17 protein-coding genes and 1 tRNA gene are annotated in these 19,752 nt (G+C 36.0%); 13 read left to right on the top strand and 5 right to left on the bottom strand.

Translation table 11 applies throughout. The annotated features are described in order from the left end of the window. Positions 1 to 7: 7 nt before the first annotated feature. Both HNS38_RS15570 and HNS38_RS15565 read right to left on the bottom strand, forming a co-directional pair. Positions 8 to 1,612 carry a YfcC family protein gene (locus tag HNS38_RS15570; RefSeq protein ID WP_172346681.1) on the bottom strand — a complete coding sequence of 535 codons (1,605 nt, stop codon included), beginning with the start codon at positions 1,610 to 1,612 and terminating at the stop codon, positions 8 to 10. Between the two features lie 300 nt (positions 1,613 to 1,912). Further along, positions 1,913 to 3,205, bottom strand: coding sequence for a hypothetical protein (locus tag HNS38_RS15565; protein WP_172346680.1), 1,293 nt, complete (start codon positions 3,203 to 3,205; stop codon positions 1,913 to 1,915). Between the two features lie 256 nt (positions 3,206 to 3,461). Here HNS38_RS15565 and HNS38_RS15560 point away from each other — a divergent pair, with 256 nt between their 5' ends. The 11 genes from HNS38_RS15560 (at position 3,462) to HNS38_RS15510 (ending at position 12,599) form a co-directional block, all read left to right on the top strand. Beyond that, the gene (locus HNS38_RS15560; protein ID WP_172276649.1) at positions 3,462 to 5,045 is read left to right on the top strand and encodes an arylsulfatase; all 1,584 of its coding nucleotides are present in this window, start codon (positions 3,462 to 3,464) and stop codon (positions 5,043 to 5,045) included. An 82-nt stretch (positions 5,046 to 5,127) separates the two neighbouring features. Further along, on the top strand, positions 5,128 to 6,171 hold the full coding sequence (locus HNS38_RS15555; RefSeq protein WP_172276652.1) for an HAD family phosphatase: 1,044 nt from the start codon (positions 5,128 to 5,130) through the stop codon (positions 6,169 to 6,171). A gap of 180 nt (positions 6,172 to 6,351) precedes the next feature. Then, positions 6,352 to 6,876: a SiaB family protein kinase gene (locus HNS38_RS15550; RefSeq protein ID WP_172276655.1), complete on the top strand. Its 525-nt coding sequence runs from the start codon at positions 6,352 to 6,354 to the stop codon at positions 6,874 to 6,876. Continuing rightward, entirely contained in the window at positions 6,876 to 7,259 is a 384-nt protein-coding gene (locus HNS38_RS15545) for a DUF1987 domain-containing protein (protein ID WP_172276658.1), read from the top strand. Before HNS38_RS15550 ends, HNS38_RS15545 begins: the two co-directional genes overlap by 1 nt. Before the next feature lie 7 nt (positions 7,260 to 7,266). After that, complete coding sequence (locus HNS38_RS15540) at positions 7,267 to 7,818, top strand: hypothetical protein (protein ID WP_172276661.1); 552 nt, start codon at positions 7,267 to 7,269, stop codon at positions 7,816 to 7,818. A 126-nt stretch (positions 7,819 to 7,944) separates the two neighbouring features. Further along, on the top strand, positions 7,945 to 8,487 hold the full coding sequence (hpt, locus tag HNS38_RS15535; RefSeq protein WP_172276664.1) for a hypoxanthine phosphoribosyltransferase: 543 nt from the start codon (positions 7,945 to 7,947) through the stop codon (positions 8,485 to 8,487). 17 nt (positions 8,488 to 8,504) lie between these two features. Next, positions 8,505 to 9,674 (top strand): adenylate kinase, encoded by a 1,170-nt coding sequence (locus tag HNS38_RS15530; RefSeq protein WP_172276666.1) that lies wholly within the window; start codon positions 8,505 to 8,507, stop codon positions 9,672 to 9,674. Between the two features lie 3 nt (positions 9,675 to 9,677). Further along, positions 9,678 to 10,676: a GTPase ObgE gene (gene obgE, locus HNS38_RS15525; protein WP_172276668.1), complete on the top strand. Its 999-nt coding sequence runs from the start codon at positions 9,678 to 9,680 to the stop codon at positions 10,674 to 10,676. A 205-nt stretch (positions 10,677 to 10,881) separates the two neighbouring features. Then, complete coding sequence (locus HNS38_RS15520) at positions 10,882 to 11,208, top strand: GxxExxY protein (protein ID WP_172276670.1); 327 nt, start codon at positions 10,882 to 10,884, stop codon at positions 11,206 to 11,208. A 126-nt stretch (positions 11,209 to 11,334) separates the two neighbouring features. Continuing rightward, a complete protein-coding gene (locus HNS38_RS15515) occupies positions 11,335 to 11,907 on the top strand; it encodes a phosphatase PAP2 family protein (protein WP_172276672.1) in 573 nt (190 codons plus the stop codon). A 26-nt stretch (positions 11,908 to 11,933) separates the two neighbouring features. After that, positions 11,934 to 12,599 (top strand): RluA family pseudouridine synthase, encoded by a 666-nt coding sequence (locus HNS38_RS15510; RefSeq protein ID WP_371742899.1) that lies wholly within the window; start codon positions 11,934 to 11,936, stop codon positions 12,597 to 12,599. A gap of 63 nt (positions 12,600 to 12,662) precedes the next feature. Here HNS38_RS15510 and HNS38_RS15505 read toward each other — a convergent pair whose 3' ends face one another. Continuing rightward, positions 12,663 to 13,976: a citrate (Si)-synthase gene (locus tag HNS38_RS15505; protein WP_172276676.1), complete on the bottom strand. Its 1,314-nt coding sequence runs from the start codon at positions 13,974 to 13,976 to the stop codon at positions 12,663 to 12,665. A gap of 170 nt (positions 13,977 to 14,146) precedes the next feature. Next, positions 14,147 to 16,375 (bottom strand): NADP-dependent isocitrate dehydrogenase, encoded by a 2,229-nt coding sequence (locus tag HNS38_RS15500; RefSeq protein WP_172346679.1) that lies wholly within the window; start codon positions 16,373 to 16,375, stop codon positions 14,147 to 14,149. Between the two features lie 373 nt (positions 16,376 to 16,748). On the opposite strand from HNS38_RS15500, the gene HNS38_RS15495 reads away from it, so the two are divergent. Beyond that, positions 16,749 to 16,821: transfer RNA gene (locus tag HNS38_RS15495), tRNA-Phe, on the top strand. Positions 16,822 to 16,936: 115 nt separating this feature from the next. Then, on the top strand, positions 16,937 to 18,007 hold the full coding sequence (gene mnmA / locus HNS38_RS15490) for a tRNA 2-thiouridine(34) synthase MnmA (RefSeq protein ID WP_172276680.1): 1,071 nt from the start codon (positions 16,937 to 16,939) through the stop codon (positions 18,005 to 18,007). A gap of 49 nt (positions 18,008 to 18,056) precedes the next feature. Here mnmA and HNS38_RS15485 read toward each other — a convergent pair whose 3' ends face one another. Then, positions 18,057 to 19,613, bottom strand: a complete 1,557-nt coding sequence (locus HNS38_RS15485) for an LruC domain-containing protein (protein ID WP_172276682.1) — start codon at positions 19,611 to 19,613, stop codon at positions 18,057 to 18,059. Between the last annotated feature and the right edge of the window lie 139 nt (positions 19,614 to 19,752).

Genomic DNA, 19,752 nt, shown 5'->3' with positions numbered 1-19,752 from the left:
GCCAACTTTAAAATCCATTCATCTCAAACAATACAGTAGGAATCAATAGTAAGAATCCAAGGATGACAAAAGCCAAAGCAATTTTCCAGAACCACTTAAACCATACATCGTAGGGAATTTTTGCTACTCCTAAACATCCAATTAAAACGCCTGAAGTTGGGGTAATCATATTGGTAAAACCATCTCCAAACTGGAAGGCCATCACCGTGGCTTGGCGCGAAACACCTATCAAATCGCTGAATGGCGCCATAATAGGCATGGTTAAAGCTGCTTTTGCAGAACCCGAAGGAATGATGATATTTAGTCCTGTTTGAATCACATACATAATCCCTACCGAGGCCACTTTCCCCATCTCGTTCATCGACTGAGATAATCCATACATAATGGTATCTATAATCTTACCATCTTGTAATATCACTATGATTCCTCCAGCTAGTCCTACTATCAATCCCGCTGACAAAATATCTTTAACGCCATCTAAAAATAGCTTGGTGATTTCGTTTGGAGAACTGCCCATGGCAATACCTGAAGCCAAACCCATGGTAAAGAAAAGGGTTCCAATTTCTTTTACATACCAACCATAACCCATCACACCTACAATGAGGAAAACAATGGTAAATAAGAGTAAGGTGAGTATGAAAAAGTGAATGGATTTACGAAGAGAAAAGAAACCCATTATTGCGAATAAAGCGGTAGTAATGGGCAATACAAAACCTGAGAACTCACTATTACCAATCCTCATGGTGGTTTCTGGATAGAAATAAGAAAAACCTATTAATGAAATCAAAACCATAAAATAAGAATACCAAGCCGCCTTTGGAGTATGATATTCAAAGTTTACTTCTTGTGATTCATGTTGCTTTCTCCATACTTCGTCAGCAGCATACATGGGAGATATCTTGGGTTCTTTTTTTACTTTATTGGCCCAACGCAGGATAATGGTAAATCCGACTAGGTTGATTACAAACCAACAAAACAAACGATACTCAATACCTGAAAAAAGAGGAATATCGCTCAAGCCTTGCGCAATCCCAATAGTGAATGGATTTAAAACAGCACCAGCAAAACCGAGATGAGCAGCCACATAAACCATAGACATTCCGGTAATGGAATCATAGCCCATACTGATGGCTAATGGTATCATCACAATAATAAAAGCAATGGTTTCTTCACTCATGCCGAAGATAGCCCCAAAGGAACTAAACATCAACATAATGAGTACCATCACAATATTATTCACTCCTAGTTTCTTGAGAAACTGAATCCGTTCTAATTTTTTTGTGAATTGCAAAAAAGCCAAAATCCCCACATCAATAGCTTTACTGGCATTCATAATCCAAAAAGCACCACCAATGAGGAGGATAAAAATGATAATATCCGCTTGGTTGACAAAACCTTGAAAGAAAGCAGAAAAAACCTGCCATGTCTGAGGTTGGTCGGCCACATGATGAAAAGAGCCATCAACGATTACCGATTTGGTACTTCCATCAGGCATGAGCTTATCCATACGATCAAACTCACCACCTGGGATAATCCAAGTCAAGATGGCACTGGCTATGATGATAAAAAATACGATGACATAAGTATGCGGTATGTTTCTTTTCTTGGCCATTTTCTAGATTTTAGCTCACAAAAATAGAACATTAAACAAGAGGGCAAAGAAACTAAGAAGGATAATTAGTACAAAATCATACTTTAATTTGTACAATTATTTAAGACATGCTAACGCGGATTTGCAATCCGTGTGATAAAATACACATTCCATTACTATTGAATTTGCACGGAAAACATACTGAGGCTATAGTCAGCAGAACTTTCCGCGAAAGCCATTTATGAATATAATACCTGACCTACAATGCTTTATCTTTCTAGAGAATAATGAGTTTACCCTAAAAGTAAAATTCTCTTCAGACTATAGCATTTGGTATAATTCTAAAGAAAGGTGGTTTAGTTGAGTCAGATATAATTTCAGGCTTTCTAAGTCTGGACTGTCAGCTCCCCATAAATCAGCTTTCATTTTACCATATAATTCATTGGCTAGAATATCAGAATAAATAACTGATTTACTCAAAGTCCCATCTGAATGATTCTTCGAAAACCAAGCTGGAGTATAAAAAGAACGTTTTTCAGTAGGAAATACTTCCTTCTCCTCCATCAAGTCTAATATACCAATGGACTTGTTTACCAAAGCTTCTGCTTTTTCCTTTATCTCTGGAACCAAAATCTTTACTTCTTCAATCCAAAGTCTCAATTTCGACTCCTCAAAAACAACATAAGACTCCTCTAAATTGATTTGCTCAAAATAGGAAAGGATAAATGCCTTTTTATCCTCACAAGTTTTTCCAGAAACCACCGCTTCATTTTCTCCAATTTGGAAACCTAAAAACTGAGGAGAGTATGCTTTTTCATTTTGGCAAAGGGTAACAGCTTGTTCATTATAAATACACGAGATGGGGATTCTATCCGCTTTTTCTTCTCCGAGAATTCCTGCAAAGGAAATATTTTCAGCCACATAAGGCTTATCGGCAATTTTCTTCCAACAATGACCTACAAAATCACATTTGTAGGGAGAGAAGCACTGATTACCCACCTCCACTTTCGGACTGTGTTTCTCCAAAAGAACGGCTTTATTCGCCACCACTTTTTCGCCTATAAACTCTTGTCGACCCAAAACATTATCTGTCACATCCTCAAAAAGGAAGTATTTCTTCAAATCTATATCTCCTTCTAATCGGTAATTCTCATCCACATAAACCAAAAAGAATTGCTCAATATATAATCCTGAATTTTGAATCACCCAATACTGAAGAGCGGCATCAGTATAATAAGTTTCCGAAAGGTGTTTTGAGGATTTCACCTCATAGGCCATCCAGCCTTTTTCAGTTTTCACCAACAAATCTAACATCACCAAAACTTGCTCATGCTGAAAAGTAGCTTCATAGATGATTTCTTGTCCTTGCTCAATCAACTCAGACGTTCTCAATACCGACTTCTGATATTGGGATGGACTCTTTGGACTCACATCTATTCCACCCGGGAAAATCTCTTGTGCTAAATCACCCACATGATGACCTCTTTTAAATTTTGCTCTTTGCTCAGCAGTCAGCTTATCTCTTAAAAAGGGACGCTTTTTGTATAAATATAATGACTTTGGGCAGTGATAGCCTTTAATAAAAGTTGACTTCGAGAGTATGTGTTTTTCCATAGTGATTAATTGATTTGCAAAGATAAGTAAGTAATAGAATACTTATCACTGTTAATATTTTATTAATTGAATAGCATTTTACCTCATGACAGTTCAAGACAATATTTTTTTGTATACTTTTACTATTCAGAAAATTAAACTATCTTTAGAGAGCTCTTTTTTTGAGTAGAATAAACGCAAAACACATCCACAAAAAAACCGAATTGATTATTTATAATTAAACCTAAACGAATTTATACATTTAAATTAGCACCTTATGAAATTTAAAAACATGACTAAGGCCTTAATACTATTCACAGTAGTGATGGGCTTTGCTTTTGTAAACCATGCAGAAGCACAGGACAAAAAACCCAATATCCTGGTGATTTGGGGTGATGATATTGGAATTTCCAACATCAGCCACAATAATAGGGGCATGATGGGTTATATGACCCCTAATATTGATCGAGTAGCACAAGAAGGTATTGCATTTACTGATTATTATGCCCAACAAAGCTGTACTGCAGGTAGAGCCGCCTTTATAGGTGGCAGCGTACCTGTTCGATCGGGTATGACAAAAGTAGGCATGCCAGGCGCTAAAGAGGGTTGGCAAGCGACCGACCTTACTATGGCAACTGTTTTAAAAAGTCAAGGCTATGTTACAGGTCAGTTTGGTAAAAATCATGAAGGAGACTTGGATGAACATTTACCAACTAACCATGGATTTGATGAGTTTTTTGGAAATCTTTACCACCTGAATGCAGAAGAAGAGCCAGAAAACATGGATTATCCAGCGGATATGGTTTTAAAAGACGGTTCTACATTTAAAGAGAAATACGGACCAAGAGGTGTTATTCACTCTTGGGCAGATGGAAAAGGAGGACAACGCATTGAAGACACTGGACCACTTACCAAAAAAAGAATGGAAACCATTGATGATGAATCCATTAAGGAAACAAAAAGATTTATTACTGATGCTGTAAAATCTGGCGAGCCATTTTTTGTATGGTGGAATGGGACTCGTATGCATTTTAGAACTCACGTTAAAGAAGAACTTCGTGGTATATCCGGTCAAGATGAATATGGTGATGGCATGGTGGAACACGATATGCATGTTGGAGAATTGCTCGATTTATTGGATGAATTAGGCATTTCAGACAATACAGTTGTTATGTACTCTACCGATAATGGACCTCATTTTAATACATGGCCAGATGCCGCAACGACACCATTTCATGGCGAAAAAAATAGCTCATGGGAAGGTGCTTACCGAGTACCTGCTTTTGTAAGGTGGCCAGGTCATTTTCCTGCTGGAAAAACTTTAAATGGAATAGTTTCTCATGAAGATTGGCTGCCTACATTTGCTGCAATTGCTGGCGAAACAGACATTGTTGCCAAAGCTAAAAAAGGAGTCACCTTAGGTGGCAGATCCTATAAAAACCATATTGATGGGGTAAACCAATTGGATTACTTAACAGGTGATGTTAATGAGTCTCCTAGAGAAGGATTTATTTATGTGAATGATGCAGGGCAAATTGCAGCCTTGAGATACGGCGATTGGAAAGCTATGTTCCAGGTTAATAGAGCAGATCAATTACAAATTTGGTTAGAACCTTTTGTGGAATTAAGAGCTCCTTATCTATTCAATCTTCGTAGAGACCCATTCGAAAAAGCTTTAGTGGGTTCCAATACCTATTATGATTGGTATATTGATAGAGCCTATATCTTAATAGCCATTCAAGGCTACGCTTTTAATTTCTTAAAAACTTTTAAAGATTATCCTCCAAGCCAAACAGCTGGTGACTGGAGTCTTTCAAAAGTGGAGAAACAAATTGAAGAAATGATTATGAAAAGTAATTAGAATAAAAAATAATTTACAAAAAGGTAGACTTAAGGGTCTGCCTTTTATTTTTTAATGAAATAGACTATTAAAAATATAACTGATGAGTAAATCTGTAGCTAAAATATTAAGTGTCTTATTTTTGCTTACCCTGTTTATTGCTTGTACATCTAATACAGAAAGTGAGAATAAAACAACGAATAAAAAAGAAATATCAAACCCTTTACCCTCGTGGAACGAGGTAACTTCAAAACAAAACATCATCAGATTTGTAGAAGATGTTACCAACGAAAGCAGCCCCAATTTCATTGAAATAGAAGACCGAATCGCCACCTTCGATAACGATGGAAACCTATGGGCCGAACAACCTTATTATTTCCAATTACGATTTGCCTTGGATATGATTCAGAAAATGGCTCCAGAGCATCCTGAGTGGAAAGACGATGAGGTATTCCAAGCAGCCATCAATAATGATATTGAAGCTGTTCTTCATTCTGGTGAAGAAGGCCTGATTAAAATAGTAATGACTTCACATGCCAATAATAGTGCAGAAGATTTTCAAGCAGATGTAACAGAGTGGATAAATACAGCCAAACATCCAAAAACAGGAAAACTCTATAAAGAAATGGTTTATCAACCCATGTTAGAAGTATTGGATTATTTAAGAGACCACGATTTCAAACTGTTTATTGTAAGTGGTGGTGGAATTGACTTTATGAGAGCTTTTGCCGACCAAGTTTACAATATCCCAAAAGATCAGATTGTTGGAAGTACCATAGAAACCGATTTTGTGATTGGAGAAAATGGCCCACAAATCATTCGCTTACCAGAGCTCAATTTCAACGACGACAAAAAAGGAAAACCTATCGCTATCAACCGTCATATTGGTAGAATTCCAGTTTTTGCTTCGGGTAACTCAGATGGCGATTTACAAATGATGCAATATACCGATTCGGGAAAAGGCAAAAAATTTATGCTATATCTGCACCATACCGATGCCGAAAGAGAATGGGCTTATGATAGAGATTCCCATATTGGTCGTTTAGACAAAGGCTTAGATGAAGCTGCCGAAAAAGGCTGGACGGTGATTGATATGAAAAAAGATTGGAAAGTGATTTATCCATTTGAACTGGATAATGATAAATAATTTGATTTTCTTACCATAATGAATCGTATAAGTTAAAAAAAGCTAGGTATAGGAAGGTACTGTATAAATGAAAGATTATTTGCCATCCTTACTAAAAATGCTAAATAACTGAAACTCCATCCATCATTTGCTTTTCTCCCTAAAATTCAGCATATTTGTTGTGCTTCCAGAATTGAAATTATGAACACAATAAGCTTAACTACGATCCTCCGTTATCATGGGGAAATCAACGGCCCCATCATTAGTGAATTATTAGATGATTTAGATTTTAAATGCATCAATCTCGATGTGCCTGACACCAAGAGAAAGAAAATTTTTAATATTGCGGTGGAGATGTTTCAAAACCTCTACCACTACACTCGTGATTTAATCACGGAAGGGATAGAAGAAGAAGTAATAAGAGCCGTATTTTTGGCTTTTGAAATGGATGAGGACTATTATTATCTAAAGACCCAAAATCTCATTATCAGTAAAGATGAAGAAAAGCTCAAGCATAAGATTGACAAAGTAAATAATATGAACAATCAGGAGATCAGATCCTATTATCGACAAGTTTTGAATAATGAGGAATTTTCAGACAAAGGAGGAGCAGGATTAGGCTTTATAGACATGAAAAAGAGATCGGGAGAATATCTATCTTATGAGATATCAAAAGTAAATGAGAGTTTAAAGAAATATACTTTAATTGTAAAAGTGAAAAAATAATGAAACATTTAAAAATTGAAGGAACCAAGCAAAGTCCATTTGTAGACTTTAATGCGGAAAATGGGAAATTAGAACTTAGAGGCAGAAGTATTCCTGAAAACTCTTTTGAGTTTTACAATCCCTTGCTAGAATGGTTAATGGAATATGCCAAAAACCCAAAAGAGAAGACTGTATTAAAAGTATATCTAGAATATTTCAACACCTCTTCTTCAAAATATATTTTGGAGGTACTCAAAAAGCTGAAAGACGTTATAAAAGCTGAGGGAGAAGTCCAAGTAGACTGGTGTTACGATGCAGATGATGAGGAAATGATGGAAACTGGAGAAGACTACGAGGATGTTACTGGATTGAAGTTTGAATATCACGAGATAGAAGAAGATTAAAAGAGGAATGGCCAAAAGACAACGCAAGGAAAATATCTTTCAGAAGGAGAAGGCATATATAACAGAGGCTACTGAATTTCTGGAAACCGAAGACGCTCAATCCATCGATAAACTTCGTGAGGGATATGAATCTATCACAGAGAATTATGCTGAGTTGCTTGATCAAATCACTCTGATCACTCGTATTAGCGACCGACTACAAAAAAAACTAGACCAAACCAACGATAAACTAGCCACACTAAACGACCAACTCAACGATAAAAATGTAGAACTTCAAAATACCATTGACGATTTGGTAAAAGCCCGAGTGGGAAGGAAAGCGACAACCATTGTATTTGTTTTTGCCTTGATACTTTTTGTTTTTTCTGAAGCCTTAATTGAACCTTATATCGATTCTTATGCCGATAATATTTACATCAGTTTAGCCATTAAAGCCATTATTGCCATGTCGATAAAACCACTAGAAATGTTGGTGGAAAACAGCATGATGAAATCAGCCAGAAAGCAAAGTTTAAAGCAAAGGGAGTTGAAAAAGTTAAGTGAAACTCATAAAGATTAGGACTTTAAATTATAATTTTCAATGGTCCTTTGACCATCTCATTATTCTCACTAATTTTGTAGATTATTTTTTATTAAACAATGTGGTATTATATTACCTATTTTTACCTTTTCAAAACAAGAGCCCATGGAAGCTAAAACAGTAAAACTTTATGATAAAGAGTTTAAAATCTCTATCCCAGCGAATGAAATAGATCAGTCAATTTCTAATGTTGCTGATAAAATCAATGTAGATTACGAAGGTAAAAACCCTTTATTTATCATCGTTTTAAACGGTGCTTTTATGTTTGCATCTGACTTATTGAAAAAAATTCACATTGACTGCGAAATCACTTTTGTAAAACTGTCATCCTATGTAGGTACCAAAAGTTCACATGTGGTAAGAGAAGTTATAGGCTTAGATAAATCTTTAGCCGGTCGCAATGTAATCGTTGTAGAAGACATCATCGACACAGGAATTACCATGCATGACACTCTTCCTAAGCTTAAACAAATGGAAGCTGCCGATGTAAAAATCGCCACGCTACTCTTCAAACCAAATGCTTTCCAAAAAGATTTTCCTATAGATTATATCGGTATGGAAATTCCTAATGACTTCATCGTTGGCTATGGCTTAGATTATGATGGTCTTGGAAGAAACCTCGCTGATATCTATAAAATCATTGACTAAAACAAAAAACCTCATCTATGTTAAACATTGCACTATTTGGCCCTCCAGGAGCTGGTAAAGGAACACAATCTAAACTACTTTTAGAAAAGTATAACCTGACTTATATTTCAACTGGTGATATTCTACGTCGAGAAATTGCCGCGGGGAGTATTTTGGGTATGAAAGCTAAAGACATTATCGAGAAAGGGGGATTAGCTTCCGATGAGATCATTGTGCAAATTATTGAAGAAAGAATTACTAAAGATGAAAATTCTGATGGAATTCTTTTTGATGGTTTCCCTAGAACCACAGTTCAGGCCTATATCTTAGATGGATTATTATTAAGATTAAATACTTCTCTTTCTGCCATGCTCAGTTTAGAGGTCCCCATGGACGAACTCATAGAAAGAATGATGGAAAGAGCCAAAACCTCTGGCAGAAAAGATGATACCTTAGATGTGATCAAATTCCGAATGGAGGAATATGAAAATAAAACTAAACCTGTTGCCGATTTTTATAAAGCAAAAGGTTTATACCACCCCATTAATGGAACAGGAACCATTGAACACATTTTCAACAAGTTAACAGACACTATCACCACTACTTTGAAGAAGAAATTAATAAATGTGGTATTATATGGTCCTCCGGGTTCTGGAAAAGGAACTCAAGCTGAAAAAATCGCCGAAAAATACAACCTAGTTTATATTTCTACAGGACAATTACTTCGTAAAGAAATGAGAGAAAAAACAGAAATAGGCAAATCGGTAACTCATTTCATGCAAAAAGGAGAAATTGTACCAGATGAAATTGCTATTTCTTTAATAGAAAGTAAAATCAGAAGACACCCAGAAGCTAATGGATTTATTTTCAAAGGTTTTCCTAGAACTATTGTTCAGGCCTATATCCTCGATGGCTTATTATTAAAACTGAATCAATCAGTTTCTGTTGCCATTGGAATCGAGGTCTCAACACTTGAGTGTTTTAAAAGACTTTCCAATAGAGGCAAAACTGATGACAAACGTCCTTATGATGAAAATATGGAGCTCATAATCAACCGTCTAGATGAATTCTTTACCAGAACTCAAATTGTTGGTGATTACTATAAGAAACATAATAAATTTACAACTATAAATGGCCATGGTTCAGAGGAAGAAATATTTGAACGCTTGGTAGAAAAAATAGATAATACATTAACAACCAGGAGGTAATTCTTGAATCAAAATTTTGTAGATCATATAAAAATATTTTGCCGTTCTGGTAAAGGTGGAGCTGGTTCTGTTCATTTCCGTAGGGAAAAATACATCGCTTTTGGTGGTCCCGATGGTGGAGATGGAGGCAAAGGAGCCGATATTGTTGTTGTAGGCAACAGAAACCTTTGGACCCTACTCCACCTTCGATATACCCGACATATCCGCGCAGAGGATGGTCAATCGGGGAGCGGCAACCGCAGCTTTGGAGCAGATGGAGCAGACTCCGTTATTGAACTCCCATTAGGAACAGTATGCCGAGATGCAGAAACTGGCGAAGTAATTTGCGAAGTTGTAGAAGACCAAGAAAGTCATGTCCTTTTACCTGGAGGTAGAGGTGGTTTAGGAAACGACCACTTCAAAACACCTACCAATCAAACTCCTGAATACGCACAGCCAGGTGAGCCTGCTCAAGAACGAGATGTTCTTTTTGAGCTGAAGGTTTTAGCCGATGTAGGACTAGTTGGATTTCCGAATGCCGGAAAAAGCACCCTCCTCTCTTCCATATCTGCAGCTAAGCCCAAAATTGCTGACTATCCATTTACAACCATGACACCAAACTTAGGTATTGTTCCTTATCGCGATCATCGCTCTTTTGTGATGGCAGATATACCAGGGATTATTGAAGGAGCTCATGATGGTAAAGGCCTTGGAATTAGGTTTTTAAGACATATTGAAAGAAACTCCATCCTCTTGTTTTTGGTTCCAGGAACTACTGAAGATGTGAGAAAAGAATACGAAATCTTAGTCAATGAATTGAGGATGTATAATCCAGAATTATTAGACAAGGAAAGGTTTTTAATCGTTACCAAATCAGATCTACTAGATGAGGAGTTGGAGAGTATGTTGAGTGAGGATTTAAAAGATATTCCGCATATGTATATTTCTGCCGTTGCTCAAATTGGGCTGGACAAGCTAAAAGATGAGCTTTGGAAATTGATGATGAAGGATTATCATAAATAGTTTCTTCACCACGGAGGCAAGGAGACACGGAGGTTCACTAAGAATTTAACAAAACTATTGTGAAATTTGAATCTCTTTGTTTTATACACCACAGATAAAAATTGAACAAAGACTCATAGAGGTTTCATATTTAAAATGACAGAAGAAGAACATAATCGGATTTCAAAAAATAATACTAGATGCTGCTCTAACAGTTCATAAAGAGATGGGACCTGGATTATTAGAATCTGTTTATGAATATTGCTTAATTGATGAATTAAGATCTCGTGGTTTAAAAGCAGAACAACAAATATTACTGCCTCTATTTTATAAAGAAAAAAAATTAACCAAAGATTTCAGGATAGACATTCTAGTTAATGATGAGATAATAATTGAAATAAAAGCAGTAGAAATCCTATTACCTATACATAAAGCACAAATTATTTCTTATTTAAAACTCGCTGACAAATGGTTAGGTCTACTAATCAATTTCAATGTCCCACTTTTGAAAGATGGATACAAAAGATTTGTAAATGGTTATATTGATAAATAAAGATTCTTTTGTGTTTCTCTGTGCCTTAGTGTCTAAGTGTCTAAGTGGTAAAATTAAAAATGCACATCATGAGGAAATAGACTATTTTTGCATTTTTAAACAAGCATAAAACTGATAGATAATTAAATGGAATTTCTAGTCAATTTAGATCAATCATTATTTCTATTTTTGAATGGACTACATGCCACTTGGCTCGATCCTGTCATGTGGTGGCTGAGTGATAAGCTCATCTGGGTTCCTTTATATATTTTTATTCTTTACCTCCTCATTAAAAAATACCAATGGAGGAGCGTAGGAATCTTGCTAAGTATAGCCTTATTAATTGCGGCTAGTGATCAAGTTTCTGTTTGGTTTAAATATGGCTTTGAGCGATTCCGCCCAACACACACCGAAGGATTGAAAGAACAAATTCATACTCTCAATGGATATTTTGGCGGTGCTTATGGCTTTGTTTCTTCTCATGCCTCCAACAGCTTTGCCTTAGCCGCCATGACTTCATTTTTCTTGGCTCCCCATTATAAAAACTACAGATGCTATGCTTTTACTTGGGCAGCAATGGTGAGTTATAGCCGAATTTATTTGGGAGTGCATTTTCCGGGAGATATTATTGGCGGAGCTCTTCTAGGAATTTTATTGGCTTATTTAATTTATCGCTTTTACCTTTACTTTGGCACAAAATGCCCTAATAATTATTGCTAATGGGACACTTAGAACAAAAATATAATATTGATGTGGTTTTTGAGGACAATCACCTCATCGTCATCAATAAGAAACCGGGACAAATTGCCCAAGGCGACAAAACGGGTGACGAACCTTTAAATGAGATTTTAAAGGCTTACCTCAAGGAGAAATATGATAAACCAGGAAATGTATACCTGGGACTCGTTCATCGCTTAGATCGCCCTACTAGCGGAGGCTTGGTGTTTGGGAAAACAGACAAAGCCAGTAGTCGCCTCAGCAAAATGTTTCAAACCAGAGAAGTAAAAAAAACCTATTGGGCTGTAGTCGATCATCGACCTCCTCTAACAGAAGATACCCTAGAGCATTACCTCATCAAGAATCAAGAGAAGAATAAATCTGCCGTTGCAAAACCCAGCAATAAAAATGGTAAAAAGGCCATTCTTCATTATAAATACCTTTCGTCTATTGACAAATATCATTTGCTGGAAATTACTCTAGAAACAGGTCGCCATCATCAAATCAGGGCACAATTGGCTAAAATTGGATGTCATATTAAAGGCGATGTAAAGTATGGTTTTAAAAGAGGGAATCAAGACCAATCCATTCATCTTCATGCTCGATATATGGAATTTATACATCCGGTAAAAAAGGAGAATATGAGGTTTGAATTTGCCTTACCAGAAGATGTAGTTTGGAAAGCTTTTCTGTAAAAAATAAACCAAAAAAAGCCTCATCTTAAATTGATGAGGCTTTCTATATCAAAATATTTTGATTTATTTCTCTTTATTCACTCCAGCTAAGTCTTCTAGCATTTCTGTAGTAATAGATTTTGGCCTTTCTAGAGGATAGCTTAAAGCTCTGTCCCAAATTACATTTGAAAGTACTCCAAATGCACGTCCAATTCCAAATAACACAGTATAGAAATCGAATTCTGTAATACCATAATACCATTGAATGATGCCCGATTGCGCATCAACATTAGGCCAAGGGTTCTTCGCTTTACCTTGCTCTTGCAAGATTGGAGGAACTACTTTATAAAGCATATCAGTATATTTGAACAATTCATAATCTGAAAGATTTTTCTGACAGAATTCTCTTTGAATCGTATATCTTGGATCAGTCTTACGCAATACCGCATGACCAAAACCTGGTATGACTTGACCACTGTTTAGGGTATCCCAAACAAACTGCTTCATTTCATCTTCAGTTGGTAGCTCACCACCCATTTTTTCTTTTAGATCTTGTAACCACCTTAGTACCTCTTGGTTTGCCAATCCATGTAATGGACCTGCTAAACCATTAATCATTCCAGAAGTAGCATAATAAACATCCGATAACGAACTAGCCACTAAATGGCCTGTATGTGCACTAACATTACCACTCTCATGGTCAGCATGAACAATAAAATACATTCTGGCTACATCATCATAAGGCTTAGCAATGCCCATCATATGAGCGAAATTAGCACCAAAATCTAAATTCGGATTAGATTGAATTCTTACTCCATCTTTGTATTGCTTAGAATAAATATAAGCTGCAATCTCAGGAAGCTTAGCTAATAAATTCATAGCATCCTCATAAGTAGAATCCCAGTAATCCTGCTTATTCATGCCTGCATGATATTTTCTATTAAAGAAAGACTCACGCTGCATGGTCATAATAGCCGAAGAGAATATAGCCATGGGATGAGAACAGCAAGGATAAGCATCTATGACCTCATAAACATACCTCGGAAGAATTCTACGATTGCTGAAATCGTTAATCACATCAGCTACTTGGCTTTCTGTTGGTACTTCTCCAGTAAGTAATAAAAAGAATAGTCCCTCAACATAAGGCATACTTGCACCTTTAGCTTTAGGTAGCTTTTCAAATACTTCGGGCAATGTAAATCCACGATATCTAATTCCTTCATTAGGATCCAGGTAAGAAATATCGGTTACCAAACTTTTGATTCCCCTCATTCCACCTAATATCTGAGAAACAGTAACATCCGCCACTTTTACATCGCCATAATTATTCAATAAGTTGGCAACTCGTGGTCTGTGCTCTTGTATTTTCTGATAGAGTATGTTTTTTAATTCACTCATTATTATAGGTTTTTTAGATGTTTATATAATTCGTTTTTGTTATAGGTATCCTTCTTTATTTAAAACACCTTCAAAAATAGTGTTTTATTTCCTAATTTCATAGGGCCTAAAAAATAGCAGAGTAAAATGAGACCTTTGCAAACTACCCTTTTACAAAGGTCTCAGATCATTTAAATATTATCGATGATAGAATTCAATGTAGCACTTGGACGCATTGCTTTTTCGCAAAGCTCAGGATTTGGCAGATAATATCCACCAATCTCCACTGCTTTTCCTTGTACTTCTAACAATTCTTTTGTTATCTGATCTTGTTTTACATTCAGTTCCTTTGCTATAGTCTCAAACTTAGCCTTCATTTCGGCATCCTCATTTTGAGCAGCTAATGCTTCGGCCCAATACATGGCTAAATAAAAATGGCTTCCTCTATTATCTATCTCATTTACTTTTCTTGATGGTGATTTATCAAGGTCTAGAATTTTAGCCACAGCCTGATCCAGAGCTTTTCCTAATACAAGCGCCTTGGGGTTTTCACTTTTCACACCAAGATCTTCTAAAGAAACGGTAAGAGCTAAAAACTCTCCCAATGAATCCCAACGTAAATGACCTTCTTCTAGAAATTGTTGAACATGTTTAGGTGCAGATCCTCCAGCTCCAGTTTCAAACAAACCGCCATTGGCTAATAATGGAACGATAGAAAGCATTTTTGCAGAAGTCCCTAATTCTAGGATAGGGAAAAGGTCTGTTAAATAGTCTCTAAATATATTTCCCGTTACTGAAATAGTATCTAATCCTTGTTTAGTACGAGCTAAAGTATACTTCATAGCTTCTACAGGTGCCATGATTTTAATTTCCAAACCACTCAAATCATGATCTTTCAAATAAAGATTCACCTTTTTAATCAATTCTGCATCGTGGGCTCTGTTTTTATCTAACCAAAATATGGCTGGATTACCTGTAGCTTTTGCTCTATTTACTCCAAGCTTTACCCAATCTCTAATAGGTAAATCCTTCGCTTGGCTAGCTCTCCAAATATCACCACATTCTACTGTGTGTTCCATAATAGACTCGCCTTTAGAGTTCACTACACGAATAACACCATTTGCTTGTGCTTTAAAAGTTTTATCATGAGAACCATATTCCTCTGCTTTTTGAGCCATTAATCCCACATTGGACACATTTCCCATTGTCGCAGGATCAAAAGCACCATTTTCTCTACAGAAATCTATGGATTCTTGGTACCATTTTGAATAAGAACGATCTGGAATCATGGCTTTGGTATCATGAAGCTGACCATCTGCTCCCCACATTTTTCCAGAATCACGAACCACATTGGGCATGGAAGCATCAATAATGACATCGTTACTGGCATGCAAATTGGTAATTCCTTTATCAGAATCTACCATAGCAAGCTTAGCTCTATGATTATAAGTATCAGCAATAGCGGCTTCTATTTCTTCTTTTTGCGCAACTGGGAGTTTTTGGAGTCTTTGATAAAGATCACCTAATCCTAAATCGGCATTCACCCCTAATTTCGCAAATATTTCGGCATATTTAGCAAAAACATCTTTAAAATAAACCGATACAAAATGACCGAACATGATAGGATCTGACACCTTCATCATGGTGGCTTTCAAATGAACAGAGAAAAGTAAATCTCTTTTCTTAGCATCCTCTAATTCCTCCTCTATATAGCTACGTAATGCTTTAACACTCATATAGGAAGAATCCATAACCTCACCTTGCAACAAAGCTAGCTTATCTTTAAGCACAGTTACATGACCATCTTCACCAATAAATTCAATTTTTACATCATCAGCCTGAGCCATAGTAACTGATTGTTCGTTACCAAAGAAATCACCACCTTTCATAGTTGCTACTTCTGCTTTTGAATCTTTAGACCATATTCCTAATTTTTTAGGATGCTTTTGAGCAAATTCTTTTACTGATGGAGCGACTCTACGGTCGGAGTTCCCTTGCCTCAAAACTGGGTTCACGGCTGAGCCTAAAACTTTAGCATATCGAGATAACACATCTTTATCTGTGTCATTTATTATTTCCTCTGGATAATTAGGTAGTTTGTAGCCTTTTTCTTGAAGCTCATTAATGGCGGCCTTTAATTGTGGAATGGAAGCACTTATATTAGGTAACTTAATGATATTGGCTTCTGGCTGTTTTACCAATTCGCCTAGCAAAGCTAAATCGTCATTCTGACATTGCTCTTCAGTTAAGTAATCTGAAAAATGAGACAACACCCTGCCTGCAAGAGAGATATCACATGTTTCCATATTAATTCCCGCTTGGTTTGTAAATGCATTCACTATAGGCAATAAAGAATAAGTTGCCAATGCCGGTGCTTCATCTGTATGTGTATAGATGATTTTTGATTGATTGTTCTTCATCTTAAAATTGTTTGTCAATTTGGTTGATATTAGACTTGTTTAAATATGTGTGTTTTTTTGCATTTGTATGAAATACAAAGAACTTCTTTTTTGTGCTCGCAAAAGTGATAGTATTCTTTGAAATATCCAATCCGTAGAAACATGAAAAAGGCGAAAAGATGTCTATGTATTTTACCCGCTCAAAGGTACAAAGGATTTATGATGCAAGCATAATAAATATGTGTTTTTTTGTCTATTTTAACGCTATTAATGCGCTTCAAAACCGAAGTTCTCTTTCTGAGAAAAAAAATAATCTAAAGAAAATTGAAAATATTTTGAAAAAACTATTGCAAGATCCAAATTTATTATATCTTTGCACTCGCAAAACAACGATGGCGTCGTAGCTCAGTTGGTAGAGCAGAGGACTGAAAATCCTTGTGTCACTGGTTCAATTCCAGTCGATGCCACAAAAGCCCGAAATATTTCGGGCTTTTTTTATGCCCAATAGTTAAAATTTGAGAGGTTTGATATCCTCATAGATTCCTCATCTCGATAATTAGTATTTTTGCAAAAAATAAAAGAATGAATATTGCAGCATTGGTTTCTGGAGGAGTGGATAGCTCCGTTACAGTTCATTTATTGAAAGAAATGGGCTACGATCCTACTATTTTCTATATCAAGATAGGATTAGAAGACGAACCTGGTTATGTATGCCCCAAGGAGGAGGATATTGAAATTACTTCCTATATCGCAAAAAAATACGGTTGCAATATGGAAATTATTGACTTGCAAAAAGAGTATTACGAAACCGTGGTAAAGTACACCTTGGATACCGTGAAGGAAGGGTTTACACCCAATCCTGACATCATGTGCAATCTTTTAATCAAGTTTGGTGCTTTTAATGATAAAATGGGACATGAATTTGATAAAATCTCAACTGGCCATTATGCCGGTATTGAAACTAGAGATGGTGAGCAATTTCTTCATACCGCTGTTGACAAGCATAAAGATCAAACTTATTTCTTGGGCCGTATCACCAAGGCTCAATTGCAAAAAGCCATGTTTCCCTTGCAAGACATTCCTAAGCCTAAGGTTAGAGAAATAGCCCATGCTATTCACCTTCCCTCTGCTGGCCGCCCAGATAGCCAAGGAATTTGTTTCTTAGGCAAAATCAACTATAACGATTTTATTAGGCAATATGTAGGCGAAAACCCTGGAGATATTGTAGAGCTGGAAACGGGTAAAATCTGGGGAAAACATAAAGGACTTTGGTTTCATACCATTGGCCAACGCAAAGGTCTTGGATTAAGTCAAGGCCCATGGTTTGTGGTTAAGAAAGATATGGCGAGTAACATCCTCTATATATCGCATGGTTACGATCCCATTGCCCAGTATGGCAGCGAAATTAAACTTGGTGATTTCAAATTCATCAACGAACGCCCAGATCAAAATTATAATTTTTCCAAAGATGTGAAATTTAAAATCCGTCACAGCCCAGAATTCCTTTCAGGGAAGATGAGGATAGATCATAATCATATGATTATTGATGCCAATGAGAAGATTGCCGGGATTGCCCCAGGTCAATTTGGCGTGGTATACGATGAGTCAGAATCTATATGCCTAGGTGCTGGAGTTATCGATAACGAATTCTAAAAAAATAAATGCATAAAAAAAGGAGCTTTTGTGCTCCTTTTTTTATGTCCTAAGGTATCTGATATATATTTGCTTCATTCCTATAGCCAGGTTCATTCACAAACCAATCAGGATAACTAACACCACCACTTTGAGCCCAAGTGGTAAACATCAAATAACCAGTGTTAATTCTAGCTTTTTCATTCATATAATCAAAGCCATCTGGAATATTAATAGCCCATGGTAAATTGTTTTCAGTAAGGAAATATCTAGCGATACCAGCATTACTATCATCATCATATACTCCAAATAAATTACTATCAAATAAATCTGTTGGTTCATAACCTGCTAAATGAACTTCATATCCTCTATCTTGCTTCATCACGATAAAAGGATTGAAGTTTCCAATATCTAAATCATTAAAAGAAACAGAATTAGCAACAAAAGTGATATTTATGGTAACACTAACAGGCTCAACATAATCAGAACCAGGAGTAGTATTTACACCAATTCCAGAACCGGGATGACTCATGATATCAAAAGCATCGTCATAAACAATAAAAGTTGCTTTTGTTTGAGCAGCTTCAATACCATTAGAAGCCATATTAAAAATAGTACTTGGCTTGAAAACAGAACCAGTAACTGATAATACATCACTTGGGACAATGCTTGGGAACTGAAACCCAAACGCATTATGGAAAGAAGCTCCAAAAGCTTTCACTGTAAATACTGCTTCAATATCAGTAACGTAATTATTATCGCCTTTATGAATTTCGTAATTATACTCAACTACTAAATCATTAAAATCGTAATCCCCTTTTGCTGGATAAAGATCTTCATAAATCACCGTACCTGAAAATGATTCCTGCTCTTCTTCTTCAACTTCACAAAGAGGACCACCATTATCAGACTCACCGGCAACGATTAAAAAATCACCAAAGGTCATTCCTGCTAGAATCGTTATAGAGCAACTCGTATGAATTTCGACATTTTCTTCACCATTCACATATATTTTAATTTTAGCACCCATCTTATTATGATTATTAGCACCAACAAAACCAAAATCCCCACTTACATTATCTTCAAATATCACGAAATTATGATTTCCACCTTTCTTTTGAGTCACTTTAATCAATGGACTAGATTCAGAACCCAAATATTGAAGTGTCAACTGTGTAATTTGACCATCACATTCTCCACAAACATCATTGCTTGAATTTGCACTCTTGTCCATATTATTAAAGTCATGGTACAATGTATTTCCTTGTATATCCACAAATGATTCAGTCATACCATTGCTCACCTTTAGAACTTCCAAATAAGCTGGAACAGTAATCTTTGTATTCAATGCTTTCTGAGTAGTATCAGATGGATAGCCTTTAAAATATAATTTACTACCATCTACTGAAGTAATTTTAGTTCTAGCCAAACCAGCACTTTCAGGAAGAAGCAATTGAACCTCTAATGTCTTAGTTGTTTTCCAATCGAAATCAATAGGAATATTCAACTCTTCAAGAGTTGTTTCCGATGTTATAATGGGATCCTCATTTGTTGTGGACAACTCTTTTGTACAAGAAGTAAAAAGAACTGCAATAAACAGAATTAATAAACTATACTTTTTCATCATTATTCTAGGTTTAATTGTTGAGCTTACATTCTAACTACATATTCTATGCCGAATTTTGCTTAATACTGATTATCTACTACTTAACAAGACCGTTGCATGGTAATTAACAAAATAAATCACCTTATATAATTGTATATCA

The organism is Lentimicrobium sp. L6 (assembly GCF_013166655.1).
Taxonomy (GTDB): domain Bacteria; phylum Bacteroidota; class Bacteroidia; order Bacteroidales; family UBA12170; genus UBA12170.
This window is presented reverse-complemented; position numbering and strand designations above follow the sequence as displayed.